Genomic DNA, 25,507 nt, shown 5'->3' on the forward strand with positions numbered 1-25,507 from the left:
GAGGATGCGATCTTCGCGAGCCCGCCTGCGGCCCAGCACATGAGGTCATTGCTAAGTTTGGCTAATCAGTCCGCGCGATATTTGCGGGCTAATCTTCCCGGTTGGCCTGACTTACTTTGAAAGGAATGAGCGGTTTCGGCTGGTGCCGAAATGGATGACGCCAAAATTGTTGTAACCCAGCAGGAGACGAAGTCCTCATGTCAGACACGCGCGATAGGCAGTTTCTGGAGATCACTCGGCGACAAGTTTTAGAGGCAGGAACGCTGGTCTCGGTGTCCGGCCTGCTGCCCGTGACAGCGAAAGCTCAAGTATCGAGCCCACAGCTTACACCTGAGAATGGCACGACCATTCAGGTCAGCTTTCAGATCAACGGCCAGCCCAGAGCCATAGAGATAGATGCACGGGCATCGTTGCTCGATATGTTGCGAGAGCGACTGGGACTGGTCGGCGCCAAAAAGGGATGCGACCACGGTCAGTGCGGCGCCTGCACTGTCCACATCGACGGGCGCAGGGTCGCCTCCTGTCTGACGCTTGCCGCCAAAGTCGATGGCCGTGATGTCACGACCATCGAAGGTATCGGCAGCGCGGACGCTCTCCATCCCATGCAGCAGGCCTTCATTGACCATGACGCTCTGCAATGCGGCTACTGCACGCCCGGCCAGATCATGGCGGCAATCGCTTGCGTCAAGGAAGGACTTGCGTCGACGCCAGATCAGATCAGGGAATATATGAGCGGTAACATCTGTCGATGCGGAGCCTATGTCGGCATCGTTGCCGCGATCGAACAGGCAGCTCCTCAGATCGAGCGAGGCTGAGCCATGAGATCAATATCCTACGTGAACGCCAAACCGTTGGTGAGGCCACCGAAGCATTTGCGGCGGCAGGTGAAGGTGCGCGCTATATCGCCGGCGGTACCACCCTTTACGATCTTATGAAGCTCGGGGTCGAGCGTCCCATGCATCTCATCGACATCGCCTCCCTGGAGGGAGCTGACCGGATCGATACGAGCGGCGACGTTCTGTTTTTCGGCGCCGGGGCACGGATGGCGGATGTTGCCGAACATGCCGTCGTTTGTCGTGATTACCCCGTGTTGGCTGAGAGCCTTTCGAAGGCCACCTCTCAGCAGCTTCGCAACATGGCAACCGTTGGCGGCAACCTGCTACAGCGGACCCGCTGTCCGTACTTCCGGAACGGCGCGATCGGGGCCTACCCCTGCAACAAACGAGCGCCCGGCTCCGGATGCGCAGCGATCGGTGGCCTGGATCGCGGGCAAGCCGTGCTCGGTATCAGTGACGATTGCACAGCGGTATCGCCTGGTGACTGGCCGGTCGCGTTAACGGCGATGGACGCAACGATAGAGCTTCACGGACCCGCAGGAGCGCGTTCCGTTCCCATCGCCCAGTTCTACCGATTGCCCGGTAACACGCCCCATCTCGAGTTCGCGATTGAAACCGGCGAGATCGTGACAGGAATTTCTGTTCCAAAGACAGACGCCGGAAGGAATTCAACCTACCTGAAAGTGCGCGACCGCGAATCTTACGCCTTCGCTCTCGCCTCGGCAGCTGTCGCATTGACGATGGATGGGGATCACGTACGGCAGGCGCACATCGCTCTCGGCGGCGTTGCGACCCGACCGTGGCGAGCCCATGAGGCAGAGGGGCTTTTGATAGGCAGGTCTATCGAACCAAAGATTGCTCTGGCTGCCGGCAGAGCGGCATTCGCCAATGCCCGACCCGGCGAGCACAACGCCTTCAAAATTGAACTCGGTGCTCGCACCCTTGCCGACGCTATCATGACAGCTGGAAGGAAGATGCAATGACGCAGGAACGTACCGCTGATCGCCCTCGGGTCGATGCTCAAGAAAAAGTGCTTGGTCGAGCGCTATATGCAGCAGATCAGCCGATCATCGGTCTGCTTCATGCGATGACGGTTCCAGCGACGATCGCCAGGGGACGTATTGAGACAATCGACGCAACCGTCGCTCAAAAAGTGCCCGGTGTCGTTCGCATCTTCACGCATGAAGATTTCTCGCAGATCAAGACCACGCCTGCGGCCCGTGGTGGTTACGGCCGACCTGGTAAGGGTTATCAGCCGATGACAGTTCCCGTCGTCCGTCATCGCGGAGAGCCGGTCGCTCTCGTTGTTGCCGAGACGCTGGAGGCGGCAATAGAGGGCGCGGAAGCCGTTAAGGTGCGTTATGCCAAAGAGCCGTTCAGCGCCGCGATGGAAGACGACCGAGCGAGCCGCGAGCCGGAGCCCGAGAGCCGGCTTTCTTCCGGTGATGCTGAGGCTGCCTTCGCCTCCGCCAATCATCGCGTCGATGTCGAGTATCTGCATCCCCAACAGCATCATAATCCGATTGAGTTGATCTCGACGACTGCCGCATTCGAGGATGGTCAGCTCAGGATTTATGAAGGAACGCAGGCGGCGGCGGCGTTTGCCGGCGGCTTGGCGGGGATGATGGGGCTGGAGCCGACGCGTCTGCGTGGCGTAAGCCCCTACACCGGCGGAGGCTTTGGACAGAAGAACGGCATTCAGGAGCAGAGTGTGCTCGTCGCCAGTGCCGCTGCCCTGCTTGGCCGTCCTGTGAAACTCGTGATGCCTCGCGCTCACTTGTTTCATACGGCATCCTATCGCCCGCGGAGCCGTCACCGCGTTCGGCTTGGGGCAGACGAACAAGGTCGCCTGCTGGCAGGACTCTACGAAACTGTCCAGCAGAACAGCCGTTACGACGGATTCGGTTGTGAGCACGGCGCCAATCCCCCGCGCATGTATGGCTACGGGACCTGGCTGGGCACTGACCATATCGTCCGAGTTGATACCCAGACCCCCGGCCACCAGCGCGCGCCGCATGAACATCCCGCGAGTTACGCCACAGAGTGTGCAATCGATGAGCTTGCGGAGGCTGTCGGAATAGATCCTGTTGAGTTCCGCATTCGCAATGACGCTCAGAACGATCTGATCACTGGCAAGCCCTTCTCTTCGCGCCATCTTGTGGACTGTCTGAGACGCGGGGCTGAGATGATCGACTGGAACCGGCGAGCCCGCGAAGCGGGGTCCTTGGTGGCAGAGAATGGCGACCGCATCGGCCTCGGTGTTGCCTGTGGTAGCTACAAGGGATCGATGACGGCGGCCGTCACGACACTTCGCCTTTCTTCGAGCGGACGATGCGAGATCGCGACATCCGGCCACGAAATGGGACAGGGCATCCGTAGCGTCATCGCCGCGGAGCTTATAGAAGTTCTTGGGGTGGACCCGTCCAAGCTTGATATCCGCATCGGCGATACCGGACATGCGCCGCAGCATATAACCGCGGGGTCGTGGGGGACGGGAAGCGTTGCCCCGGCGGCGCGAAGCGCTGCCCTGAAGCTGCGGGAAGAGCTTAGGGTTCTAACCGGTGCCCAATTGTCGGAAGCGCCGCTTCATGTCCAGCTAGCCCGTACCCGCCGCCCCTTCCTGGAGGTAACGGTCAACACGATCCCGCTCGGCAAGGACGGCCAGGTGATCGAGCAATTGCGTAGAGGCATCCCATCTACCACCGGCCCCGAATACCCAGACTTCATGGCCTTCAGCTGGATCGCTCATTTTGCGGAAGTTCACGTAGAGACCTCGACCGGCCGCGTGCGCGTCAAACACTTCGTCAGCGTTGCCGACTGTGGCCGGGTCATGAACCGGCGTACGGCAGAAAGCCAGGTCAGGGGTGGTGCCGTCTGGGGTATCGGCGCGGCACTTCGCGAGGCCGGTGAAACAGATCCTCGCTTCGGCGGTGTGCTCAACCACGATCTTGCGGAATACATCGTGCCGGTTAATGCCGACATAGGCGCAATCGATGTCGATTTCATCGATCAACCGGACTTCAAGCTCAACATGTCCGGCGTTAAGGGGCTTGGCGAAGTCGCCATGGTCGGAGCGGCCGCAGCCGTGGTCAATGCTGTCTACAACGCGACCGGCAGACGTATACGACATCTACCGATCAGGATCGAAGACCTGCTGTAGAGCAGGTCTCATCAGCAAGGCATGCATGACGAAGAAAGGGCAAACGATGCCCTTCCTGCTTGCAGGCAGGCGGCGAAGGGAGGCACGATCTTGCAAATTTTAAAATGTGTCTGTCTCACCGCTTATCTAGTCATGGTACTGATTGGCTGCAGTACCGCCTCTTCCAAGGCCGACATCCGGATTGGGTCGGCAACGGCGTACTCAGGATCGGCGATCATCTCGACGAAGGCTGCTCGTCTGGGGTAGCGCACCAGCGCCACCGCATCCCAGGATTGGCCGGGTTCGGCGCAGAGCGCGGTCGCGCCATCGCCGGCGAAGAGGATTTCCGCGCCATACCGGGCGACGATCGGACCCGCCATGGCGAGGTAGTCGAGATAACGCTGGCGACCTCCGTCTGGCTTGAACCGAAGCAGGTTGAGCATCACGACGGGCTGGCCGTCATCTTCGGCAATAAAGCGGTCTATGTCGGCGGCAGTGACTTTAATCATCATATTCTCCAGCGATGGAGGCTTCAGCCTCGTTCAATCGCCGGCAAATTATGCTATCGCCTCTGCACGCTCCATAATGGAAACCCCAGAATACTTTATCTAAAGCCTTAAAATGGATCCTTTCCTCGATCTCATCCGACTGCTGCAACCGCGCGCTGCTCTCCTCGGTCGCGGTATTGACGCCGCCGGTGACTGGGGCTTGAGTTTTCCAGCGCGGGGAGACCTGTTGTTTTTCTGGATAGAGGATGGCAACTGCGACTTGATACGACCTGGTTGCGATACTCTGTCGCTAAACAAGGGCGATTTCGTGCTGCTGCGGACAAAGGTTTCTTTTACGTTGACTTCGAATAGGGACATAGAACCATTGGACAGCGTCGCGGCAGTAGCCGCCAAACAGGGGGGACGGTTAGAGTTGGGCTCCGGTCAGGAAAGACCGATTTCGCTTCACATGGGCAAATTTCTGTTCTCGACAGCCAACGAGGATCTCCTGACGGGGCTTCTTCCGCCCATTGTCCACATCCCCTCTCGTTCACCGAAACTCCACCGGCTTCACAACCTGCTCGCGCTGATGGAATCCGAAGGCCGAGATCCTGGACCGGCCAGCGAGTTCATTATTGTCCGCCTCGTCGAACTGGCGCTGGTCGAAATTCTCCGGATGCCTTCATTGGATCCTTCAGGTCAAACTGATCCTGCCGACCGTGGTCTGCTCTCCGGCCTTCGAGATCCTGTGACGGCCAAAGCAATTCGCGCCATGCACGAAAATGTTGTGCAAGAATGGACGGTCGCGTCTCTGGCGAGGCTTTGCGGTGTCTCGCGGTCTGCCTTCGCCACGCGCTTTCGTGTTGTCGTCGGGATCGGTCCGATCGCGTACCTTTTGCGGTGGCGCATGGCGCTGGCCAAAGAAGCGCTTAAGTCCGGCACGACAAGGATCGAGGAGATCGCTTTTTCAATTGGCTATAAGTCAGCAAGTGCGTTCAGCACCGCCTTCACCCACGCTGTCGGCTGCTCGCCAAGCCGCTTTGCGGAACACTCGTCTCACTCCACCTAGAGGAGCAATCTCGAAGCTCATCAATGGCTTGACCGGCTCGCGCCAGAGGTCAGACCACGAAATCGTACTGCCCAAACTGGCCATCGTCGGCTTTCCTCAAGTCAAGGACCAGCGTCTCATGAAAGAGCCGGTCCCTGGCGTTTCTGCTTTCTCCAGGAAAATAGAGCTGTGTTGTCAGGAGGCGTCCTCCCGGGCGCTGGACCCTGAAATGGAAATGACGTGTTCGGCCGGGATAAAGCGCCGGGATGATAGTGTTGAACCACCAGCGTCCCTGAGCATCGGTGAACTGATACCCCCGAAGTCGGAAGCCGACGCTATCGTAGTCACCTTTCTCGTCCGCATGCCAGATCTCGACGAGGCTACCGGCGATTGGCCGGCAGCGATTGTCGAAAACGAATCCCGCCACGGTGATCCTCTCACCGCCGGGCGCGTCGGGATAAAGATCGCGTTCGAGCGGGGAGTTCGGCCTGAAGAAGGGGCCAGCCTCGCGTTCAAGGGTCAGGTCTTCCCCAGCATGACAAGACGGGGTCAGGGGTAGCTCAGGAGCGGCCTGTGCAAGCGCCATCACTCTCGACGCGTCGATGAGAGGTAGCGACAGAAAGGCCGTCAGAAGAGAACGTCTGGTGGGGCGCAAGACTATATCTCCCGGTGCTGTGAGTCTCAAAGGCGTGTTGCCCGCGTTCGTTACCGCAGGCGCTGCGCCGCATTGGCCTGTGCCTGACGGATCAGGCCGGAATACATCTTCTCTTTGCCGGGATACCAAGGCATCGTACCGATGGAGCCAAAGCCGGGGATCGTTTCCATGTGCGCTACCATGCGGGCACGCATGCGTGCGTCCGGAAGCGGGCCTGTCATCGCCTGAACATTGTCACTCATATGGTCGGGGTTGGACGTGCCGCAGAGGACGGTACTAACGGCCGGATGTGCCATGACCCATTTTAGGAAGAACTGCGCCCAGCTGGTCGCTCCGAACTCCTGCGCAAAGCCTGGAAGCGGATGTCCCTCGACCACCTTCATCAGGCGCGCCTTTTCGAGCGGTAGATTAATGAGGACGCCAACACCCTTGTCGGCCGCAGCCGGCAGCAAGCGCCGTTCGGCATCGCGGTTGAAGATCGAGTAGTTCGTCTGGATGAAATCGACATCATCGCGTTGAACGATCGCCAGCAACTGGTCCTGCGCAGCCGACTCGTGGTGGGTCACGCCGACGTGGCGTATGAGACCTTCCTTCTTCCATGCCTTCATCAGCGGAATGACGACCGGCGCATTGGTGATGCTGTGGCATTGCATCAGATTGATCGTGTCACGCCATGTCCGCAGGCGCGACTGGCGAAAGCTTTCAACGGCGTGGCTTTCGTCCCCGAGATATTCTCCCGTCGACCAGACCTTGTTGGCGAGGAACATTTCGGAGGATCCTTCGAACTCGCCCATGAACTGGCCGACACTGACTTCGGCCGAGCCGTAGAGGGGCGACGTGTCCACGACGCGACCGCCTGCGGCGACGTACCGTTCGAAGACCTGCCGGAGCGCGTCGCGCCGATCCCCGGGCTTGAGGTCAAAGGTCAGGAAGGTGCCGAGGCCCAGGGCTGTGACCTTCTCGCCGGTGCGCGGCAAAGTGCGAGTTACTATATTCTGGTTTGATTCTGGGGTTCGAGATGCAGCATTCGTTTCCTGGGTCTGCGCTGTAGCCTGAGTGGCAAGCGCCAGTCCTGTAGCGGCCGCGCCCATCGTGCCGAGAAAACCGCGTCTGTTAATCTTCGACTGGTCCATGCGATCTCTCCTTTTCCTCAGCCGTCAGAACTGCCAGTTGGCGGGTACCCAGGCGTAGCCGCCATCCGTCTTTAGCATCCGTCCGAGGCCGGGGAACGGATAGTGGAAGCCCAGCACTGGCATGCGCTCGGTAGCCGCGCGGTCGAAGATGCGCTGGCGGGAGGCAAGGGCCGTTTCCTTGTCGCGGTCGGGTCCGGGCAGCCATGGCTTGTCGACGTTGACGACGGGGTGATAGGCAAGGTCTGCCGTCAGCAGCAACTGGTCGCTTCCTGAATGGACGAGGAAGGTAGCCATTCCGGGCGTGTGGCCGGATGCGACGATCGTCGCCAGACCCGGCACGATCTCGGTGCCGGCTTCATAAAGTTCGACGTCGTTCATGACCGGCGCGAGGCTGTTCTTGATGTTTGCCGCGAAGCGCAGACGGAATTCCTCCGGCACGGGCATGTAGGAGAGATCCGGATCGGTGCGGACGAAGAAGTCCCAGTCGGCCTTCGGGACGAAGACAGTGGCGCGGGGAAAGGCCTTGCCACCGTCCGTGGTTCTCAAGTTGCCGACATGGTCGGGATGGGTATGAGAGATGACGATGGCGTCGATGTCCGTGGAGCTAAGACCGATAGCCGCCAGATTATTAAAGATGCGGCCACCGTTCGGGCCCATTGTCTTGCCGGCGCCAGCCTCGATCAGAAGCCGCCGGCCACCGGTCTCGATCAGCAGCGTGTTGAGGTTGAGCGTCATGTGGTCGACCGGTAGAAACGCCTGACGCAGGACCTCCTGAAGTTCGGCTTCGGGTGCGTCGCTTGCATAGACGCGCGGCGGGCCACCAATTACACCATCGCTCAACACGGTTGCGCTGATTTCGCCGACGCGGAAGCGGTAGTGACCAGCATTGCCAGCCACCGAAGACGCTGCCTGAGCGTTGGCGCTGCCGGAGCCGCCTAGGTTCGGCAGGAGCAGGCTTGATGCGCCCGCGACAGCGGACAGCATGATGGTGCGTCTGTTGAGGGTGAAGGCATTCATCAGTCGTTCCTTTTCTGGGCGCATTTCTCGATCAAAGATCAACAAAGATAAGCGGTTTCCACAGGGCAAAGCGTTAGTTCCGTTGATCATGACACGGCGCAATTGATCTGATAACCTGCACTTAGTTTATCGGCTTGATTAGAAAAACTTCGCAATGGATCCTATCCGACTGGACAGCTTTGACGTGTTCGTTGCCATCGTGCGGTGTGGCGGCTTCCGTGCGGCAGCGCTCGAGCGAGGGATTTCTTCATCCGCCCTTAGTCAAACAATGAATAGCCTAGAGGAGGCTCTAGGGATCCGGCTCCTCAACCGGACGACGCGGAGCGTATTTCCGACGGAAGCCGGGCAGCGCCTCCTTGAACGTCTGGCACCTGCGCTGAGCGATATCAGGCTTGCCATCGCCGAGGTCGACGAATTACGCGATAGCCCATCCGGGACTGTCAGGATCAACGCGCCGGCGCCGGCCGTCGATCATGTGCTCTGCCCGCTCGTGTTCGACTTCATGGAGGCCTATGCCGAGGTGAAGATCGAGATCATCAGCGACGCGGCCGTCATCGATATCGTGGAACAGGGTTTTGATGCCGGCGTCAGGTTCGGCAAGCAACTGGCCCAAGACATGATAGCGCTCCCGCTTGGACCCGCGCTTCGTTATGCAATCGTCGCTTCGCCCGACTACATAAAGCGGTGCGGAGAGCCGCAGACGCCGCACGAACTCGTTGATCACGACTGTGTCAAACGGCGTTTTCCTGGTGGCACCTTGGTCACCTGGCGGTTCGCCGAAAGAGGCGAGGAGATCGAGGTCACTCCAACGGGTCGCTTGACCGTCAGTTCGGCGCACAATGAACTACAGGCCGCGCTGGCGGGCAGAGGGATAGCCCATGTCTTCGATGATTACGCGAAACCACACATACAAAACGGCCGACTGGTGGAGCTCCTCTGCGATTGGAGCCCTACCCTGCCCCACTGGTTTCTATACTACCCCAGCCGCCGCCTCCCGAGCGCCGCCATGCGCGCGTTTCTCGACTATATGAGGAGCTACGACTGGGAGGCGAAGGACGCCCTTGCGCCGCAGTGATTGGCCTGCGGCTTTCGTAGAGGCAGATCGGAGCTTCTTTTAACCCCGGCGTCGTTCGGCCGCATCGAACTCTGTGCGCGAGGCTTCTATGTCTTGCCATGTGTCGCGGATCCAATCGGTAAATCCCGCAAGCGGCTTCAGCATCGATTTTCCGCGGTCGGTCAACTCGTATTCCACGCGCGGCGGCAGTTCGGTCGCTACGGCAATCACCCGCGCCGCTAGCTTCATGGAGATGATGATGCTCCCGGGAATGGGTTTGAACACCAGCATTTTCACATATTTCATGCAGCCGGATCAGTCGATGCAGATGATTGCGCTCCATGACCTAGGTCGCATCAACGCGCAGATACTTTGCCAGCGGTTTCCGAGGAATTGCTGGGCGAGAACGACTTTCTGAAACGTCTGACTGCGCTCGTCGACAACGGCGCAGTTGCGGGAATCGCAGATATCGCGGCCCTCGAACGCGAGATCGGACCTATGTTGAGGTTGGACCAGTGGCCGGCCGGTCCAGGAAAAACGTTGTTCGAAAACGCACTCAGCGCGGAACCGTCAAGTATCGGACTGCGATGACGAATGGAACAGGCGGAGGGATCATTCCCTCCGCCTGTGACGCTGCGTGTGTCAGGAGTTGAGGCGATGAAAGAGCCAGTGCAGCATCGCTTTCTTGCTCTGTATCGACTCCATACCCGGGCAGGTTGGCAGCGCGAATCGCTCAAGGTCGAGACCTTGCTCGGAGGCCTCGCGCCCGGCTTCTCATTTGACGCGCTGCCACTCGATCCTGATTTCGGTACCTTCCGGCCTGCGGAAGCGTTCTGTCATGCGATCGCCTTCAACGACCAGCCTCAAATCGTCACGCGTTCGCACGCTGCCGACCCAGTTCGGAAAAGTTGATCCTTCTACACGATTACCGCTGAATTCTCCTTTCTCATCGACCGTGTAGGTGCCGAAGAACCCGATGCTGCCTGACATGGCCATTCGATTTTCGTCATCGGTGCCCTCACCCCGGGCATTGGACGCAAACCGCGGAACATCGGCGTCGGTCAGAACTTCGACAAAGTGCATGTCGGGCATGAAGACGAGAAGGCCGTTGGGCTTTTCTCCGTAGGCAGCGATATTTTTGCCGCCGGGATCGATGGTCGCCGACATCATCCGCCAAGTGCCTACAACCTGGTTTTCAGCGGCCGTCTGCGCGAAAGCAGAAGACGAGACGCCTAAGGCGAGGGCCAATATAGCTGTCCGAATGGACATGTTCTCTCCTTTTATGTTCTCGAAGTCCGTTCCGGACTGCTGCGGTTCATAGATCCGGCCTGTCGGCGGAAGCTGCCACGTCTCGCTGCGCCTCAAGAGCGGAAAGGCGCGCAGAAAGTGCTTGTGAGATGGACGAATAGGCGGTGCTGCCCAGCGTCAGCCGCAACGGCGGCTTCTCGCTCTCGGCGGCTGTTATGATAGCCGCCACCGTGCGCGCCGCATCCCCCTTGATCTCGAAGCTACCATAGCTGATCGCACGGCGAACGGCGCCTGCGGGGGTTTCCTCGTAGGCATCCATCGGCGTCGCGTGGACGAGATTGGCACCGAAATTCGTGCCAGTCGGTCCCGGCTCGGCGATGATGAAGTCAATACCGAAGGGCGCCACTTCCTGTGCGACGGCTTCGACAAAGCCCTCGATGCCCCACTTGGTCGCGTGATAGAGGCTGAAGCCCGGATAAGCGATCTGCCCGCCTTCGGACGAGACCTGGACGATCCGCCCCCCGCCCTGCGTTCGCAAATGGGGCAGTGCTGTACGGATCAGATGAATGCACCCGGTAAGGTTAGTGGCGATCTGTCGATCGATCTCCTCGCTCGCGAGTTCTTCAGCCGCACCGAACAGGCCATAGCCTGCATTGCTGACAATCGCATCGATCCGGCCGTGCCGCTGGAAGGCTGCGTCAACCGCAGTGGCAATGCTCTCCGGCTCGACCAGATCGAGCTGAACGATATCCAGGTGATCGCAGTATTCCTGCTGGAATTCCGTCAACGTTCCCGGCCGGCGGAGAGTTGCGATCACCTTGTGCCCCTGCGCGAGCAGTTGTTGCGTCATCTCCAGACCGAGTCCGGAAGAAGCGCCGGTTATGAACCATGTCTTTGGCATGTGATTTTCCTCATTGTTCAACTTCGAAGGTAATGCTGTCAGACTGGTGCTATAAGATCTTCAATTTGAGATGAGGTAGTGAGGACAATTCACGAATGGCGCGTCCCAGCCTGAACGATCTTGCCGCCTTCGCCGCGGTGGCCAATCACCAGAGCTTCCGCAAGGCGGCCGACGTTATGGGGGTCTCGCGCTCCGCCCTTAGCCACGCGATCATAGGCCTGGAGGCAAAATTGGACGTGCGGCTCTTAAATCGGACGACGCGCAGTGTATCCCTGACCCAGGCTGGCGCGCGTCTGCTGGCGCGCCTCGATCCGGTTCTGCAGGATCTCGATCAAGCGCTCGACACCCTCGCGGAGGAGCGCGGAACCCCAAGCGGCACACTGCGGATCAATGCCAACAAAAGCGGCGCTCGCATTCTCCTTTCAGACATCGTGTCTCGCTTTATGGATCTCTATCCCGACGTGGAGCTCGACGTGGTTTCGGAAGGCCGGCTCGTCGATATCGTAGAACACGGTTTCGACGCTGGAATACGCTTGCTGGAATCCGTTCCGAAAGACATGGTCGCGGTGAAGTTCGGGGGCGATGTCCGTTTCATTGCGGTGGCAGCGCCGTCCTATCTCCGCGGCAGAGCAAGGCCGAATACACCAGACGACCTGAATGCGCATCGTTGCATCCGCCAACGTTTGCCCAGTGGAAAGCGCTACCGCTGGGAATTTTCCAGACGCGGCGCCGAAATGGCGATCGATGTCCCGGGTAATCTCACTCTCGACGACAACGATCTTCTCGTGCAGGCAGCCGCAGACGGCCGTGGCATTGCTTATGTGCCGGATCACTTCGCCCGCCCGTTTCTGGAGTCCGGCCAACTCATAACCGTCCTTGAAGAGTGGTGCCCGTCGATACCGGGGCTGGCACTCTACTACCCGCGCAGCCGCCACGTGCCGTCACCGCTACGGGCCTTCATAGACCTCTTGCGAGAGGCGGAGAGGTCACGATGATGGGCGCAGGTGAACGGCGCCCCCTGTCGGATGGCTTCAGGCAGACCTGGTTCAGCCATTGCTCTGAACCGCCCCGCATCCGTGGAGGCTCGTCGGCATGTCACGGCGTCACCGACTTGCGGCGCAAGATCATGCCGCCATGGTGCAATGTGTTGGCATCAACGAAATCGCCATCGGCGGTGAAGCCCGTGTCGTCCCAGTACTCGATATGCGTCCCGTCGACTTCGTAACGGCCCTCATAAGCTCGCTCGCGCTGACCGCGGGCCTCGACATAGCGTCCGTTCGGCAGAAGCTCATGGCGAACACGGTTGTCGTCGGTAACCCACATACCGGCATAGGGATGGTTCGGCTGCACATTCGTCTCCTGTGCCTCTACGGGCTGAATCGAAAGGGTGGCCGCTGTGATGAGTGCTGCAAAAGGCTGTCGCATGGTCGGGCTCCGTAAAGCGTTAGTATTCTCAGTTTGAAGGCGCACGCGCTTTGCCGCGCGGTGCGGTTTCGGCAGACACCCAGGTCCGCCGAAACCGCAGGCGTCGGTCACTGGGAGCGTGGCGCGTTGTTGTCCACGACCTGCTGGTAGGCGACGAGGTCGAGGAAGGCTTCCGCATTGGCAACGAGGCCGTCCTTCATCTTGAGTATCCAGACAAACTGGTTGCGGTAAGGCGCGCCTGAGGTCGTGGTCGCCGCTCCGTCGAAGCGGATGATGATCGTGTCGCCGTCGGCAAAGATGTTATGCACCTCGGGCACGATCGGTGTCGCAAGGCGGCTGGTCAGCGGGCGTGACGCCTGTTCGACAAAATCCTCCTGGTTGCGATAGGTGCCGGCAACCGGCCCGGAGCCATGGATCGTCCAGACTACGTCGGGCGAGAGAAGCTCCGCGAAGACGTAGGTGCCCCCTCGCCATTTCTCGAAGGCGGCTTCGACGATGGCTTTGTTCCGTTGCTCGATTGCGGCACGGTCCTGAGACTGCACCTGCGTTGCCGCGGTGTTGGCAATAGCTGCGCCCGGCATGGCGAGCGACAGCAATGCCAGCGTGATCAGAACTATCCAGCTCGGGCTGGCAGCCCGGCGGTATGTCGGAAGAATGGTCATAATATCGGTCCTTTCCTGTTGCTGAGGGCTTGGTGGGACCTATCGACAGGCATGAAGCTGCGCGCGTCGACAGGCCTCACGTCGTTTTCTCGGTCAATCGCGGCGTTCGACCGCGGCACCGCCGAAGATCAGTTGCTGGACAAGAGGACGTTGCGTGAAGCGAGCCGGAAAGATGGGGCTCGGCGCGCTGACCCGGTTCAGACGGTCCACCTGTTCCGGCGTAAGCACCAGATCCAATGCTTTCAGATTGTCTTCCGCCTGGGCGAGTGTGCGGGCGCCGACGATAGGCGAGACGACGACCGGATTGGCCAGCGTCCACGCTAACGCCACCCGTGACGGCGTGGAACCGACCTCTTCAGCGACGGCCTTCACCTCCTCCGCAATTTCGATCGCCCGTTCGTTCAGATGCCCGGACGAGGCGATGACGCCCTTGCGGCTGGCGGACACGCTCGCTTCTTGCGAATCCTCGACATCGGCGAGGGAGTACTTGCCCGTAAGTACGCCACCGCCGAGCGGCGACCACGGAAGAACCCCAAGGCCCAGGGCCGTCGCCGCTGGAAAGAGCTCGTGTTCCACGGTCCGCTCCACAAGGCTGTATTCGATCTGCAGCGCCACGAATGGAGACCAGCCGCGGATGTCGGCGAGCGTCTGCATCTGTGCGACACGCCAGGCAGGCGTATTGCAGATGCCGAGATAGAGGACTTTTCCGGCCCGAACGAGGTCGTCGAGCGCCCGCATGACCTCGTCCGGCCGGGTCGTCATATCCCATGCATGCAGATAAAGCAGATCGATGCGGTCGGTGCCGAGCTGCGTCAGGCTCTGCTCGACGGAGCGCACCATGTTCAGGCGGTGGTTTCCGCCCGAATTGGGGTTACCCGGTTCGCGCGCCATCGTGAATTTCGTCGCGAGGACGATCCGCTCGCGTTTGTCGGCGATGAAAGTTCCGAGCAGGCGTTCGGCGCCACCATCGGTGTAGTTGACCGCCGTGTCTATGAAATTGCCGCCCCGGTCGACATAGAGATCGAAGATGCGGCGGGCCTCGTCGCCGTCCGCACCCCATCCCCACTCGGAACCAAAGGTCATTGTTCCCAAGCTCAACGGCGAGACGCGCAAGCCCGACCGTCCCAGAAGTTTGTAATGATCAAGCGTCATAGCGGCTGTCTCCTAGTTGTGAAATCCAAGGTAGACGCATCGATAAGATCGAACAATTTGCTCAATGATGACCAAGGTGGTAATCTAAACTAACCAATGGCAATCGATCTGAACGGCATTTCTGTTTTCCTGGCGGTCGCCGATGCGCGCAGCTTTCGCGTGGCCGCGGAGAATTTAGGCGTTACAAGGCCCGCCATAAGCCAGACGATCCGGCGTCTCGAAGATCGGCTGGGAGTGGCGCTCGTGCAGCGCACGACGCGCAGTGTCAGTCTTACAGAGGCTGGCGAGCGACTGTATCAGCGGGTGGCTCCAGCCATTTCGGAGGTCGGACTGGCGCTCGACGCGACGGCGGACCGCGACAGTGCGCCGAGCGGACTATTGAGGCTGGCAGTGTCATCCATTGCCGAGCACTTCATCTCCGGGCCGCTACTGGCGGGTTTTGCGGACAAGTTTCCCGCCGTTCAGATGGACGTAACAGTCACGGACGAGGAATTCGACATTGTCGCGGAAGGCTATGACGCGGGGGTGCGATTGGGTGAAGTCATCGACCAGGACATGATCGCCGTTCCGGTGTCGGGCGAGCAGCGTCAGAGCGCCTTTGCCGCGCCGTCCTACATTGAACGTTTCGGCAGGCCCAAGCATCCTTCGGAACTCTCGGCACATCGGTGCATCGGCTGGCGCCCGGCGCCGCACAGCGCGCCCTACCGGTGGGAATTCGGCCAGGATGGACGGGAGTTTGACGTAGCCGTTAATCCGCGGATCACTACCAACGACATGTGGCTTATGATCCGCACAGCCTGTGCCGGCGGCGGCATCACCTTCGGGATGGAGGACACCTTCAAGCCCTACGTCGAATCCGGTCAGTTGGTCCCTCTCCTTCAGGACTATTGTCCGCCCTTCGCCGGGTTCTTTCTTTATTACCCCAGTCGGCGCAATCTCGCTCCGAAACTGCGTGCGCTCGTCGACCATGTGAGGCGTGGCGCTAGCGCTCGCCTATGAAATCGCTGTCCTGACAGACTCCTGCCGGGAGGGGCCTGATGACGAACGATCCTATGGCCGCGGTTAGCTTGGGGCTGTGGTCGCATCGTGGATGGCAGCCTGAATTGCCCGATCCATGGCATCGCTTTCGTCGAAGACAGCCGTCATCAAGGTTGCACCCTCGATCCGCACCAGCGCATCCGTCGCCAGTCGCATGGCGGTTTCGCGCGACATACCTTTTGCGAGTATCGTCGTGAGATACTCCCTCAGTGAAAGAAAGAAAGCGCGCACTGCTTGCCTGGCGGCAGGTGTTTCGTCATTAACCCCGTAGGCAAGATGCAGGCCCACGCACCGCCTCCGATCGGCGAGGCTCCGGGCGATGTCTCGAATCCTGTCAGAATATATCTCGATCCAGGGCCGTTCATCCGATCCGTCTTCCGTCACGCTCTCCCGTAACGTCATGTCGAGAACTTCGGCTACCAGCGCCTCCTTGTTCGGAAAGCGCATGTAGAGAGAGGCTTTGCGCAGACCCACTCTGTCTGCCAAATCTTGCATGGAGGCTCCGGCATAGCCTTTGTTGCGAAAGAGCTCACGCGCAGCGGACACGATCTCTTCCTTTGATGCCTTCATCAGTTTGTCTCCTTGATCGCCGTGCAGACGACGCCTGCCTGCTCCTCATCATTAATTGATCCCGCGCCGATTTACAAACTACCGTTCGGTAGTTTACCAATGATATCACGATGGCGAAGCAACCCGCGTGCCACAATCAAACTGGAGATCGAAATGGCGGTGCAGTATCGAAAGCAAGCGGTGGGCAACGTGGAAGTGTTCTATCGGGAGGCCGGCCCCAGAAGCGGACCTGTCATATTACTTCTGCACGGCTTTCCGACGTCGAGCCATATGTTTCGGGATCTTATTCCGCTACTCGCAGGCCGCTACCGAGTCATCGCTCCCGATCTACCGGGCTTCGGTTACACCAAGGCTCCGGGAAGGACTGAATTCGACTATACCTTCGACAATCTGGCGCGGGTGATCGAAGATTTTACCGAGGCGCTGGGGCTTCAGCGCTACGCGCTTTACGTCTTCGACTACGGCGCCCCAGTCGGCCTCCGCCTTGCCGCCAAGCATCCGGAGCGAGTAACTGCCCTCATCAGCCAAAACGGCAACGCCTACATTGAGGGCTTTAGTGATGACTGGGAGCCTTGGCAGGCCTATTGGCGCAATCCGACCCCCGGGAACCGCGAGGCATGCCGCGCCTCCCTTTCGGCGGATGTGATCGAGAACTGGCAGTACCGGACGGGAGCCGACCCGACGCGGCTTTCGCCCGATGGTTATATGCTCGATATCGCTTTGATGGCGAGACCGGGCGTGGAGGAGATCCAGCTCGATCTGATTTACGACTACCGTACCAATGTGGAGAGATACCCGCTCTTCCAAGCCTATTTCAGGCAGCATCAACCGCCCTTTCTCGCCGTCTGGGGACGCCACGACCCGGCCTTCCTGTCCGCCGGCGCTGAGGCTTACAAGCGCGACTTGCCGGCAGGTGATGTGCACCTGCTAGACACCGGTCACTTCGCGCTGGAGACGCACGCAAACGAGATTGCAGCAATCATGCGCAGCTTCTTGGCCCGGCACCTTTGACATTACGTCACCTGATTTGACCCTGTGCATCTAACCTTGACATTCGTATGCTACCTTGCGATTATTGTAAGGTAGCATACAAATTTGCAGAGGCTTCCTGTGCGCGATCAAGCTGACACTGAAAATCACTCCGTAGGAGCATGGACGAAGCGGTGTTACTTCGCCGGTCGAGCCCTCATGGACGAGCGCCTGCGTCCGTTCGATCTCGGATCCACGCAATGGTATGTCCTTTGGTATCTCGTCAACAATGGCCCATCGGTCCAGCGTGATCTTGGTCACGCACTCGAATTGGAACGCGCGACCTTAAGCGGAATTATCGCCACGCTCGTCCGCAAGGAGCTGGTCGCGCAGACCGCGGATGGCGGCGATCAACGTCAACGTCTGCTGACGCTGACAGCTGCCGGTGAGACGCTGTGGCGCCGGATCCCTGATCTTTCTTTCATTCACGATGCTGCCTTCGGCGGGATCGACGAAGCCGACCTAGCCACAACCATCCGTGTCCTGAAATCAGCGACTGAACAGCTGCAGACCCTCCTGCGAAAGGATTGAGCAGATGACCGTATTGATTACTGGAGCCACCGGGCTCATTGGCGAGCGACTTGTGCCGCGGCTGGCGGAGGCCGGTTTTGCCTGCCGTGTCCTGCTCCGAGCGGGCAAGAGCTGCCCAGAAGGAATAGAGGCTGTGACGGGCGATATTCTCGATCCTTTGACCCTGACGAACGCCGTCCAAGGGGTTTCCGCAATCGTGCACCTGGCCGCCGTATTCCGCACACAAGACACCGATCTCATCTGGAAGAGCAACCTCGACGGGACACGCAACTTGATTGCCGCCGTGAAGGCGCATGCTCCCGACACGCGATTCATCATGTCGAGCACCAGCCACGTCTACAACAAGGACACTCCGCATCCGGGAAGGGAAGACGACCCGGTCGATCCCCAGCACGCCTATCCCGCAAGCAAGGTTGCCGCGGAAAAGGAACTGCGCGAAAGCGGGTTGAATTGGGCCATCCTCCGCTTCCCTTTCGTCTATGGTGATGGGGACGGACATCTTGAATCTCTTCCCAAGCACGTCAGCACCTGGCATCCGGCGCAACGCATGGGCACGATCCACCATCGCGACATTGCACAAGCAGTCACGCTGGCGCTCAAAGGCGCTTTCGATCGGCACATCGTGAACTTGGCCGATGAGGCGCCCTCCTCCATTTACGAACTTGCTGGTACGGTAGGTAAGCAGCTGGGGTCAAGTTCCGAGCCCCTTGCAAATCCTTGGTACCTGCATGTCGATACGTCCCTCGCCCGCAGCCTGGGTTTTCGTCCCAGCATCAGGACCGTGTATCAGGCTTGGCAGGAGGGTCTCTCCTAGACCGCAGGGTTTTCTGGCTGCCGGCCGTCTTTTAGACCTCTGAGCCTCTATTGCTCACTTGGTGGGCATGACTGATCGGCCTAACTCGTTGCCGTCGGCGCGACTGGATTATTGCTGCTCGAACATTCCATCGTTTTGCGTCTGCAGTGCGGCCCGCTGCACTCTCATCATGACGTGGTAGAGAAATGATGGTGCGCATCCCATTCTCCTTGGTGACGAAGGCAATATCGCCGCCATGCTGTCGGGCAACTGCACGCGCAATTGCGAGGCCAAGCCCAATCCCGCCGGTTTGCTTGTTGCGAGACGCTTCCAGCCTGAAAAATGGAGCAAAGACCTTTTCTCTCATGTCGTCTGGAATGCCCGGACCACGATCCTCGACGACAATGTCCACAGTGGTCGCCGTTTGAAGGATGAGGACCTTGGCTTCGACGCCGTATCGAACAGCATTCTCGACGATGTTGCGAACCGCGCGCCGCAGCCCGTCCGGACGACAGCGATACGTTATCTTGTCAGCGCTAACCAAGGTCACAGGCCGCCCCAGATCCTCTTGGTCATCGCATATGCTTCCAATCAAGGCCTCAAGCTGGATCGGCCGGGTCTCTTCTTCCATCGACTGGCCACGCGCGAACGCGATCGCCGCTTCGGTCATGCTTTGCAACTCCTCGATTGTCGCGAGCATTTTCCGCTGGATGTCCTCATCCTTGACGAACTCGGCCCTCAAACGAAGAGACGTTAGCGGTGTACGCAGATCATGACCGATCGCGGCGAGCATTTTCGTCCTGTCGTCGATGAACCTATGCAGGCGAGCTTGCATCTGGTTGAACGCAGATGCGGTTCGCCTGACCTCTTCCGGCCCAGATTCCTCCAATGGCGGGAGGTTCTCACCACGCCCCAAAGCCTCGGCAGCGATGGCCAGACTTCTGAGAGGTCTGGCAATACGGTTGCCTACGAGAACACCAATGACGGCAAGCACGGCAGCCGTCAATATAAGCGAACTCAAGGAGGTAGAGGTCCACCAGCTACCTTGTTTCGTGTAAAAGGCAGCATTGAGATATCTGCCATCGTCCAGCCTGACGGCCATGCCGTATCCGCGAGATCCATCAAAGTAGAGATACTTGACCGGTTGGGGGAGCGCCCAAAGCTCCTGGAAGGGCGCCTTCCAGTCCTCGCCACGGTTCGAGGACGCCACGTTTTTTGCCTTTGGGATCTGCGGCACGGCCGTTCCCCCTTCAAAAAACCGCACGAGGTCAACGAAATTTTCCAGCGGCCGGCTGAATTGATCGACCGCCTGCAATCTCCACGCCGCGGCGCTCTCCGGATCACGATCGCTTATCCAGAAACGCGAGTCTCCCGTTTCACTTGCAGTGAGAACCTGTTGCCTCGAATTTGGAACGGCGTCGTTGACAAGACGGGTTATCGTGCGTGTGCGGCTGAAGAACTCGCTCTTGGCGGCTGCGTCCACCGCCTTCCATTGCTCATTCCACGATATAACGAATGTGATGGCCTGCGCGATAAGCAATGCCGCAAGGGTAAAGCCGATGAATTGTGCCGCGAGACTTCTGGTCCAATTTCTTATCATTCTGGGGCCACTTCCACCGAGAGGCTGTAGCCACCGCCCCAGTGCGTCTTGATGATCGACGGATTTTTCGGGTTATCTTCGATTTTCTTTCTCAAACGACTGACCTGGTTATCGATGGTGCGATCGAAGACGTCGGCAGTGCGACCAACAGTCAAATCCAGGAGCTGCTCCCGGCTTAGAACATGCCCAGGTCGATCGATGAAGACCTTCAAAAGACGGAATTCCGCTGAACTTAAGGGAATTCCAACGCCGTCCTCGCCGGAAATCTCCTGACGGCCGAGGTTCACGCGCCAGGGTCCAACCCGAACATTCTTCAAGTTAGCCGAGGCGAGCGGCATATTGGGGTTGCCGGATCTGCGCAGGACTGCTCGAATGCGGGCCAAAAGTTCCCTTGGATTGAAAGGCTTTACAAGATAATCGTCCGCGCCAATTTCGAGGCCGATGATCCTGTCAGTGTCATCAGCCATAGCGGTGAGGAAGATCACTGGAATTCCGGTTGAGGCCCTCAGTTGACGGCATACCGAAAGCCCATCTTCTCCTGGCATCATCACATCGAGAACGATCAGGTCAGCCGCCTGCTTTTCCAACAGACGTCGCAGCGCTGCACCGCTTTCGACGGCTGTGACCCTATATCCCTGTTGTTCAAGATATTGTTGAACGAGATCCCGGATATCGCCGTGATCATCAACAACAACTATATGCGCGGCACCATCCATGCGAATGTCCTTGTTTCCCATGGAGAATACATCAAACCACGCGGTCTTCGCATCGGAAAAAGTGTATCAAAGTTTCGCAGCAGCCAATGGTGAAGGTCGCGGAATACTGGGCCACCACTCGGCTGATGGGCCCTATTTTCTGGGCGTTTGCATCAGACCAGATTACCCGAGAAGATTCTGACTAGCATTGAAGCACGCCCTGGATTGGCAATTTTCGTCACTGCTACAATGTTGGCACATATTGCTGACACTTCGCAGTTAGAGTTGACAGGTCGTGATGGCCCGAACCCAAGTCTATAGCGACGACCGATGGCCTTAACGGTCATCGGTGTTCCAACAAGCCATAATGGTCAGTAGCTGACCCGTAGCGACGGCTTGAGACGGCAAAGCCTGTTTGAACCCGGCCCCTATCCTCTCAAAATGCCACCGGCCGCCAGCACGGCCTCGGGCGTATCCACGTCCAGATGCGCCGCATCACGGCATGGCCCAGCGACCGCGGAAGAGTGACCGGATTGCCGCGCTTGCCGCGAGAAACGGCGCGGACAATCGCGCGCCCGGAAGCTGCACGGAAGGCCGCGGTCAGCGCATCGAGATCGGCGGATGTCTCGCCTGGCATATCGGCAAGCATGACGAGAACACCATCCGCATCGCGCGCCAGCGAGGCCGAAAATCCGGAGATCAGCGAGCTTGCCATGCCGGATGCATATTCCGGGTTCTCGACGACAGCAACGCTCAATCCGCAGAGCGTTGCCTCGATCTCGCTCCTCCGGTGACCGGTCAGGACGATGAGCGGCGCCACATCGGCAGAGAGCGCCGTCTCGGCAGCGCGGCGCACCAGCGGCTCGCCATCAAACTCCGCCAGGAGCTTGTGTGGACCACCCTCGCCCATTCGGCTGGCTTTCCCGGCAGCGAGGATGACTGCTGCAGCGGTCGCCGTTCGGCGATGATCCGCGTAGATTTCCCGCGGTCGTGGCCGTGTCTCATTTCCATCAACAGCTCTCCCACTCCCATGCCTGTCAGGTCGCATCCGGCTTCTCGCCGGCCAGAATGCGATCCAGAACCCAATCGAAGCCATTCTCCTTCGGGCTCCGCGCGTAGCTAGGCGCTCCCACGACATAGGTCTCGCCGATCCGTCCGAGTACCACTGCCGCTGAAGGATCGTTTTGTCGGTTCCGGCGGCTTTTTCGGCCGCAGTCATCGTTTCTGACTAATCCCGAGCCGCAACGAAGCTGTCGTCAAGCTTCCTACTTAAAATCTGCTCTGGCCCTTTTTGGCGAGTACCTTATCGCAAATCCTGGCGAAGCAGCTGCAAGATTGAACGCTATTCCGCCGGTGCACTCGCAATCGACTGATTCCGAGATGAGCGCGACCTTCTGATGCCAGCCAGCTTACGGATCACAACGTAGAGAACCGGAATGAGGAATATGCCGAAGACTGTCGCAGCGATCATTCCGCCCATCACGCCGATACCGATAGAGTTTTGACTTCCGGCGCCGGCGCCGGAGGCGGTTGCGAGGGGCAAGACGCCCAAAATGAATGCGAAGGAGGTCATGAGGATAGGGCGAAGACGTTGACGCGACGCCTCAATTGTCGCCTCGATGACGCCCTTGCCTTTCAACTCCTCCGCCATGGCAAACTCAACAATCAGGATCGCGTTCTTTGCTGTTAGACCAATCGTCGTCAGTAGCCCAACCTTGAAGTAAACATCATTCAGCTGATCGAATTGGCTTGCAGCGATCAATGCTCCTAGAATGCCCACCGGGACCGAAAGCATGACGGATAACGGTACCGTCCAGCTTTCGTAAAGTGCGGCAAGTGCCAGAAAGACGACGATGACAGAGATGACGTACAATTGGAGAGCCTGATTGCCCGCGAGACGCTCCTCCGCCGACAGGCTGGTCCATTGGTGCGAAAAGCCGGCAGGAAGATCATCGACCATTCGATCAATCTCCTCCATTGCCTGCCCGGAACTTATCCCAGCTGCGGGCGAGCCCTGCAGCTGAACTGCGGCCACACCATTATAGCGTTCCAGCCTTGGCGAGCCGAAGCCCCAATGCCCGGTCGAGAAGGATGATAGAGGAACCATTTCACCGATATTGTTGCGGACATGCCAGCGCTCAAAATCCTCGGGTTGCATGCGAAATTCGGCGTCTGACTGGACATACACGCGCTTCACGCGGCCACGGTCGAGGAAGTCGTTGACATATGTCCCTCCCCAGGCCGTTGACAAAGTGGCGTCAATATCCAACAGGTCGATACCCAGCGCGCTTGCGCGATCACGGTCTATATCGATCGAGTACTGGGGCGTGTCGTCCTGTCCGTTGGGGCGTGTACCCGTCAGCCGGTCGTTTTGCGCTGCCGCGCCCAGCAACTGGTTGCGGGCCGCCATGAGAGCCTCGTGTCCGGCGTTGCCTGTGTCGCGAAGAAAGAAATCGAAACCGCTATTGTTACCAAAGCCTGGGATCGCAGGAGGATTTAGCGCGACGACGCGTCCGTCGGATATGTTCGTGAAAGCCGCCGTTGCCCGCTGGACAATCGCCGCGGCCGACGCCTCAGGAGTCTTCCTTTCCTCGAAATCCTTCAGCGCGACAAATACAGTGGCAACATTTTGCCCCTGCCCGCCGAAACCGAAGCCGACAGATCCGAATATTCCCTCGACGTAGTCACGCTCGTTCGTCAGGTAGTGTTCTATGACCTGATCGAGAACTCGCCGCGTACGGTCAGCCGTCGCCCCTGGCGGCAACTGGACGGCAGTCACCAGGCGCCCCTGATCCTCTTCGGGAAGAAATGCTGAAGGCAGCCTTGCAAACAGGATACCCACTCCGATTGCTATCGCGATGCACATGACAACGCCAATGGCGATGCGGCGAAGCAGAACTTGAGTGGCTTTTTGATACCCATTTGTAAAGCGAGCGAAGCCCGCGTTAAACCATCGAAACGGAGCAGCCTTTGCCGCTCCGTGGACCGGCTTCTTTAGGAGAGTTGCGCAAAGAGCGGGCGTCAGCACCAGCGCGACAAGGACAGACAGTACCATGGCCGTGACAATGGTCACAGAAAACTGCCGATAGATGATGCCGACGGAGCCGGAGAAGAAAGCCATCGGAATGAACACCGCGGCAAGTACAGTGGTGATGCCGACGAGAGCACTGCTGATCTCACCCATGGACTTGATTGTCGCCTCGCGCGGGCCGAGTTCTTCTTCCTCCATGACGCGCTCGACATTCTCGACGACGACGATGGCATCATCCACCAGGAGGCCGATTGCCAGCACCATTCCGAACATGGTGAGCGTGTTGATGGAGTAGCCAAAGAGCTCCAGAACAGCGAACGTGCCGAGAAGCACGACTGGAATGGCCATCGTCGGGATAACGGTAGCTCGGATATTCTGCAGGAATACATACATGACGATGAAGACAAGAACGACGGCCTCGATGAGCGTCACCACCACTCCCTCGATCGACAATCTGACGAATGGCGAGGTGTCGAACGGGTAATGTACATCGACGCTGGCCGGAAAATTCGGCCGCTGGCGCTCGATCTCGGCGCGGATGGCTTCAGCGGTATCCAGTGCGTTGGCACCGGACGCCAATCGAAAACCGACCCCGGCGGCAGGGGTGCCACTGTAGGTACTTGAGAGGGTGTAACTCTCCGCCCCAACCTCCACCGTTGCAACGTCGCCTAGGCGGATGACGGAGCCGTCAGCATCACTTTCGAGGATGATGGCCTTGAACTGATCTACGGTTTGAAGACGACTGCCTGCTGTGACCGTGGCGTTGAGCTGCTGGCCACGTCGCTGCGGTACGGCACCGAGTTGGCCTGCGGAGACTTGCGTATTTTGCGCGCGCACAGCCGCCGTGACGTCGCTCACCATCAACCCGTGTTGAGCCAGCTTATCCGGATCGATCCAGATACGCATTGCATAGCGATCAGACCCAAGAAGCCTCGCTTCCCCGACGCCGGGGACCCTTCTTAGGCTATCCATGAGCGAAGTATCGATAAAGTCGGCGATATCGTTCCCGTTGAGACTTCCATCGGCCGATGCAAGGGCGGCAATCAAGAAAAAGCTCGCCGTCGATTTTGAGACGGTCAGCCCGCTATCGAGCACAGCCTGAGGCAAGCGTGCTTCAACGAGCTGAAGGTTGTTTTGCACCTGCATCTGCGCCACATCGGGGTCTGCCCCGCTGGTGAACGTGAGTGTTATCGATGACTCGCCGGTCGCCGTGGAGTTCGATGAGATATAGTCGACATTGTCGATCCCTGTCATGCCCTGCTCGATCACCTTCGTGACCGAGTCTTCGACTGTCTTGGCATCGGCTCCGGGGTAATTGGCGGTTATCCTGACAGCAGGCGGCGCAATTTGGGGATATTGGGAAATCGACAACGAGGGAATCGAGAGCGCCCCTGCCATCATGATCGTGACGGCCAAAACGATGGCGAAGATGGGTCGTTCTATAAAAAAACGAGACATGACA

At 59.1% G+C, this 25,507-nt stretch carries 24 protein-coding genes and 1 pseudogene; 10 read left to right on the top strand and 15 right to left on the bottom strand.

Annotated elements, in window-relative coordinates; genetic code table 11:
• Window positions 1-197: 197 nt before the first annotated feature.
• Genes FBZ99_RS31185 through FBZ99_RS31195 form a run of 3 tightly spaced genes read left to right on the top strand, consistent with a single transcriptional unit; the run spans window position 198 to window position 3,996 of the window.
• Window positions 198-815 (top strand): (2Fe-2S)-binding protein, encoded by a 618-nt coding sequence (locus FBZ99_RS31185; RefSeq protein ID WP_145636839.1) that lies wholly within the window; start codon window positions 198-200, stop codon window positions 813-815.
• Window positions 816-829: 14 nt separating this feature from the next.
• Entirely contained in the window at window positions 830-1,819 is a 990-nt protein-coding gene (locus FBZ99_RS31190) for an FAD binding domain-containing protein (RefSeq protein ID WP_246661243.1), read from the top strand.
• Window positions 1,816-3,996: a xanthine dehydrogenase family protein molybdopterin-binding subunit gene (locus FBZ99_RS31195; protein ID WP_145636846.1), complete on the top strand. Its 2,181-nt coding sequence runs from the start codon at window positions 1,816-1,818 to the stop codon at window positions 3,994-3,996. Before FBZ99_RS31190 ends, FBZ99_RS31195 begins: the two co-directional genes overlap by 4 nt.
• Before the next feature lie 122 nt (window positions 3,997-4,118).
• On the opposite strand, the gene FBZ99_RS31200 is transcribed toward FBZ99_RS31195, so the two are convergent.
• Entirely contained in the window at window positions 4,119-4,487 is a 369-nt protein-coding gene (locus FBZ99_RS31200; protein WP_145636849.1) for a DUF1330 domain-containing protein, read from the bottom strand.
• 109 nt (window positions 4,488-4,596) lie between these two features.
• Here FBZ99_RS31200 and FBZ99_RS31205 point away from each other — a divergent pair, with 109 nt between their 5' ends.
• A complete protein-coding gene (locus FBZ99_RS31205) occupies window positions 4,597-5,532 on the top strand; it encodes an AraC family transcriptional regulator (protein ID WP_145636852.1) in 936 nt (311 codons plus the stop codon).
• Between the two features lie 49 nt (window positions 5,533-5,581).
• On the opposite strand, the gene FBZ99_RS31210 is transcribed toward FBZ99_RS31205, so the two are convergent.
• The 3 genes from FBZ99_RS31210 to FBZ99_RS31220 are packed head-to-tail and all read right to left on the bottom strand — an operon-like array spanning window position 5,582 to window position 8,316.
• Window positions 5,582-6,166: a dioxygenase family protein gene (locus FBZ99_RS31210; protein ID WP_145636856.1), complete on the bottom strand. Its 585-nt coding sequence runs from the start codon at window positions 6,164-6,166 to the stop codon at window positions 5,582-5,584.
• Between the two features lie 50 nt (window positions 6,167-6,216).
• Window positions 6,217-7,299, bottom strand: a complete 1,083-nt coding sequence (locus FBZ99_RS31215; protein WP_145636859.1) for an aldo/keto reductase — start codon at window positions 7,297-7,299, stop codon at window positions 6,217-6,219.
• A 24-nt stretch (window positions 7,300-7,323) separates the two neighbouring features.
• Window positions 7,324-8,316 carry an MBL fold metallo-hydrolase gene (locus FBZ99_RS31220; protein ID WP_145636862.1) on the bottom strand — a complete coding sequence of 331 codons (993 nt, stop codon included), beginning with the start codon at window positions 8,314-8,316 and terminating at the stop codon, window positions 7,324-7,326.
• Between the two features lie 154 nt (window positions 8,317-8,470).
• On the opposite strand from FBZ99_RS31220, the gene FBZ99_RS31225 reads away from it, so the two are divergent.
• Window positions 8,471-9,391 (top strand): LysR family transcriptional regulator, encoded by a 921-nt coding sequence (locus FBZ99_RS31225; RefSeq protein ID WP_145636866.1) that lies wholly within the window; start codon window positions 8,471-8,473, stop codon window positions 9,389-9,391.
• 39 nt (window positions 9,392-9,430) lie between these two features.
• Here FBZ99_RS31225 and FBZ99_RS33690 read toward each other — a convergent pair whose 3' ends face one another.
• The 3 genes from FBZ99_RS33690 to FBZ99_RS31240 form a co-directional block, all read right to left on the bottom strand.
• Window positions 9,431-9,676: a winged helix-turn-helix transcriptional regulator gene (locus tag FBZ99_RS33690; protein ID WP_145636869.1), complete on the bottom strand. Its 246-nt coding sequence runs from the start codon at window positions 9,674-9,676 to the stop codon at window positions 9,431-9,433.
• A 468-nt stretch (window positions 9,677-10,144) separates the two neighbouring features.
• The gene (locus tag FBZ99_RS31235) at window positions 10,145-10,639 is read right to left on the bottom strand and encodes a lipocalin-like domain-containing protein (RefSeq protein WP_145636970.1); all 495 of its coding nucleotides are present in this window, start codon (window positions 10,637-10,639) and stop codon (window positions 10,145-10,147) included.
• A 46-nt stretch (window positions 10,640-10,685) separates the two neighbouring features.
• The gene (locus FBZ99_RS31240) at window positions 10,686-11,519 is read right to left on the bottom strand and encodes an SDR family oxidoreductase (RefSeq protein ID WP_145636872.1); all 834 of its coding nucleotides are present in this window, start codon (window positions 11,517-11,519) and stop codon (window positions 10,686-10,688) included.
• Between the two features lie 95 nt (window positions 11,520-11,614).
• Between FBZ99_RS31240 and FBZ99_RS31245 the strand changes: the two genes are divergently transcribed.
• A complete protein-coding gene (locus tag FBZ99_RS31245) occupies window positions 11,615-12,514 on the top strand; it encodes a LysR family transcriptional regulator (protein ID WP_145636873.1) in 900 nt (299 codons plus the stop codon).
• A 100-nt stretch (window positions 12,515-12,614) separates the two neighbouring features.
• Here the strand turns inward: FBZ99_RS31245 and FBZ99_RS31250 are convergent, their stop codons facing one another.
• The 3 genes from FBZ99_RS31250 to FBZ99_RS31260 all read right to left on the bottom strand — a co-directional run bounded on the left by FBZ99_RS31250 (window position 12,615) and on the right by FBZ99_RS31260 (window position 14,758).
• Window positions 12,615-12,944: an Atu4866 domain-containing protein gene (locus tag FBZ99_RS31250; RefSeq protein WP_145636876.1), complete on the bottom strand. Its 330-nt coding sequence runs from the start codon at window positions 12,942-12,944 to the stop codon at window positions 12,615-12,617.
• 107 nt (window positions 12,945-13,051) lie between these two features.
• Window positions 13,052-13,606 carry a nuclear transport factor 2 family protein gene (locus FBZ99_RS31255; protein WP_145636879.1) on the bottom strand — a complete coding sequence of 185 codons (555 nt, stop codon included), beginning with the start codon at window positions 13,604-13,606 and terminating at the stop codon, window positions 13,052-13,054.
• Window positions 13,607-13,699: 93 nt separating this feature from the next.
• The gene (locus FBZ99_RS31260; protein ID WP_145636882.1) at window positions 13,700-14,758 is read right to left on the bottom strand and encodes an aldo/keto reductase; all 1,059 of its coding nucleotides are present in this window, start codon (window positions 14,756-14,758) and stop codon (window positions 13,700-13,702) included.
• 96 nt (window positions 14,759-14,854) lie between these two features.
• Here FBZ99_RS31260 and FBZ99_RS31265 point away from each other — a divergent pair, with 96 nt between their 5' ends.
• Complete coding sequence (locus tag FBZ99_RS31265; RefSeq protein WP_145636885.1) at window positions 14,855-15,757, top strand: LysR family transcriptional regulator; 903 nt, start codon at window positions 14,855-14,857, stop codon at window positions 15,755-15,757.
• A gap of 63 nt (window positions 15,758-15,820) precedes the next feature.
• Here the strand turns inward: FBZ99_RS31265 and FBZ99_RS31270 are convergent, their stop codons facing one another.
• Entirely contained in the window at window positions 15,821-16,366 is a 546-nt protein-coding gene (locus tag FBZ99_RS31270; protein WP_145636888.1) for a TetR/AcrR family transcriptional regulator, read from the bottom strand.
• A 153-nt stretch (window positions 16,367-16,519) separates the two neighbouring features.
• Here FBZ99_RS31270 and FBZ99_RS31275 point away from each other — a divergent pair, with 153 nt between their 5' ends.
• The 3 genes from FBZ99_RS31275 (at window position 16,520) to FBZ99_RS31285 (ending at window position 18,740) form a co-directional block, all read left to right on the top strand.
• Window positions 16,520-17,377, top strand: coding sequence for an alpha/beta fold hydrolase (locus tag FBZ99_RS31275; RefSeq protein WP_145636892.1), 858 nt, complete (start codon window positions 16,520-16,522; stop codon window positions 17,375-17,377).
• A 177-nt stretch (window positions 17,378-17,554) separates the two neighbouring features.
• Window positions 17,555-17,926 carry a MarR family winged helix-turn-helix transcriptional regulator gene (locus FBZ99_RS31280; RefSeq protein WP_246661240.1) on the top strand — a complete coding sequence of 124 codons (372 nt, stop codon included), beginning with the start codon at window positions 17,555-17,557 and terminating at the stop codon, window positions 17,924-17,926.
• A 4-nt stretch (window positions 17,927-17,930) separates the two neighbouring features.
• Window positions 17,931-18,740 carry an NAD-dependent epimerase/dehydratase family protein gene (locus FBZ99_RS31285; RefSeq protein ID WP_145636898.1) on the top strand — a complete coding sequence of 270 codons (810 nt, stop codon included), beginning with the start codon at window positions 17,931-17,933 and terminating at the stop codon, window positions 18,738-18,740.
• Window positions 18,741-18,771: 31 nt separating this feature from the next.
• Here the strand turns inward: FBZ99_RS31285 and FBZ99_RS31290 are convergent, their stop codons facing one another.
• From FBZ99_RS31290 to FBZ99_RS31305, 4 genes and pseudogenes are all read right to left on the bottom strand, one after another.
• The gene (locus tag FBZ99_RS31290) at window positions 18,772-20,319 is read right to left on the bottom strand and encodes an ATP-binding protein (RefSeq protein ID WP_145636901.1); all 1,548 of its coding nucleotides are present in this window, start codon (window positions 20,317-20,319) and stop codon (window positions 18,772-18,774) included.
• Window positions 20,316-21,035, bottom strand: coding sequence for a response regulator (locus tag FBZ99_RS31295; RefSeq protein ID WP_145636903.1), 720 nt, complete (start codon window positions 21,033-21,035; stop codon window positions 20,316-20,318). The genes FBZ99_RS31290 and FBZ99_RS31295 overlap by 4 nt, the downstream gene beginning before the upstream one ends.
• 407 nt (window positions 21,036-21,442) lie before the next feature.
• Window positions 21,443-22,195: pseudogene (locus FBZ99_RS31300) on the bottom strand (NTP transferase domain-containing protein); the annotation flags it as partial.
• A 161-nt stretch (window positions 22,196-22,356) separates the two neighbouring features.
• Entirely contained in the window at window positions 22,357-25,503 is a 3,147-nt protein-coding gene (locus FBZ99_RS31305; protein WP_145636906.1) for an efflux RND transporter permease subunit, read from the bottom strand.
• Window positions 25,504-25,507: the final 4 nt, after the last annotated feature.

It is taken from the genome of Rhizobium sp. ERR 1071, from assembly GCF_007828675.1.
GTDB lineage: Bacteria > Pseudomonadota > Alphaproteobacteria > Rhizobiales > Rhizobiaceae > Rhizobium > Rhizobium dioscoreae.

Bases quoted from the DNA above. Each gene is read 5' to 3' on its own strand.
- FBZ99_RS31185 (WP_145636839.1), top strand. From the start codon at position 198: ATGTCAGACACGCGCGATAGGCAGTTTCTGGAGATCACTCGGCGACAA.
- FBZ99_RS31195 (WP_145636846.1), top strand. From the start codon at position 1,816: ATGACGCAGGAACGTACCGCTGATCGCCCTCGGGTCGATGCTCAAGAA.
- FBZ99_RS31200 (WP_145636849.1), bottom strand. From the start codon at position 4,487: ATGATGATTAAAGTCACTGCCGCCGACATAGACCGCTTTATTGCCGAA.
- FBZ99_RS31205 (WP_145636852.1), top strand. From the start codon at position 4,597: ATGGATCCTTTCCTCGATCTCATCCGACTGCTGCAACCGCGCGCTGCT.
- FBZ99_RS31215 (WP_145636859.1), bottom strand. From the start codon at position 7,299: ATGGACCAGTCGAAGATTAACAGACGCGGTTTTCTCGGCACGATGGGC.
- FBZ99_RS31220 (WP_145636862.1), bottom strand. From the start codon at position 8,316: ATGAATGCCTTCACCCTCAACAGACGCACCATCATGCTGTCCGCTGTC.
- FBZ99_RS31225 (WP_145636866.1), top strand. From the start codon at position 8,471: ATGGATCCTATCCGACTGGACAGCTTTGACGTGTTCGTTGCCATCGTG.
- FBZ99_RS33690 (WP_145636869.1), bottom strand. From the start codon at position 9,676: ATGAAATATGTGAAAATGCTGGTGTTCAAACCCATTCCCGGGAGCATC.
- FBZ99_RS31235 (WP_145636970.1), bottom strand. From the start codon at position 10,639: ATGTCCATTCGGACAGCTATATTGGCCCTCGCCTTAGGCGTCTCGTCT.
- FBZ99_RS31240 (WP_145636872.1), bottom strand. From the start codon at position 11,519: ATGCCAAAGACATGGTTCATAACCGGCGCTTCTTCCGGACTCGGTCTG.
- FBZ99_RS31245 (WP_145636873.1), top strand. From the start codon at position 11,615: ATGGCGCGTCCCAGCCTGAACGATCTTGCCGCCTTCGCCGCGGTGGCC.
- FBZ99_RS31250 (WP_145636876.1), bottom strand. From the start codon at position 12,944: ATGCGACAGCCTTTTGCAGCACTCATCACAGCGGCCACCCTTTCGATT.
- FBZ99_RS31255 (WP_145636879.1), bottom strand. From the start codon at position 13,606: ATGACCATTCTTCCGACATACCGCCGGGCTGCCAGCCCGAGCTGGATA.
- FBZ99_RS31260 (WP_145636882.1), bottom strand. From the start codon at position 14,758: ATGACGCTTGATCATTACAAACTTCTGGGACGGTCGGGCTTGCGCGTC.
- FBZ99_RS31265 (WP_145636885.1), top strand. From the start codon at position 14,855: ATGGCAATCGATCTGAACGGCATTTCTGTTTTCCTGGCGGTCGCCGAT.
- FBZ99_RS31270 (WP_145636888.1), bottom strand. From the start codon at position 16,366: ATGAAGGCATCAAAGGAAGAGATCGTGTCCGCTGCGCGTGAGCTCTTT.
- FBZ99_RS31275 (WP_145636892.1), top strand. From the start codon at position 16,520: ATGGCGGTGCAGTATCGAAAGCAAGCGGTGGGCAACGTGGAAGTGTTC.
- FBZ99_RS31280 (WP_246661240.1), top strand. From the start codon at position 17,555: ATGGACGAGCGCCTGCGTCCGTTCGATCTCGGATCCACGCAATGGTAT.
- FBZ99_RS31285 (WP_145636898.1), top strand. From the start codon at position 17,931: ATGACCGTATTGATTACTGGAGCCACCGGGCTCATTGGCGAGCGACTT.
- FBZ99_RS31290 (WP_145636901.1), bottom strand. From the start codon at position 20,319: ATGATAAGAAATTGGACCAGAAGTCTCGCGGCACAATTCATCGGCTTT.
- FBZ99_RS31295 (WP_145636903.1), bottom strand. From the start codon at position 21,035: ATGGATGGTGCCGCGCATATAGTTGTTGTTGATGATCACGGCGATATC.
- FBZ99_RS31305 (WP_145636906.1), bottom strand. From the start codon at position 25,503: ATGTCTCGTTTTTTTATAGAACGACCCATCTTCGCCATCGTTTTGGCC.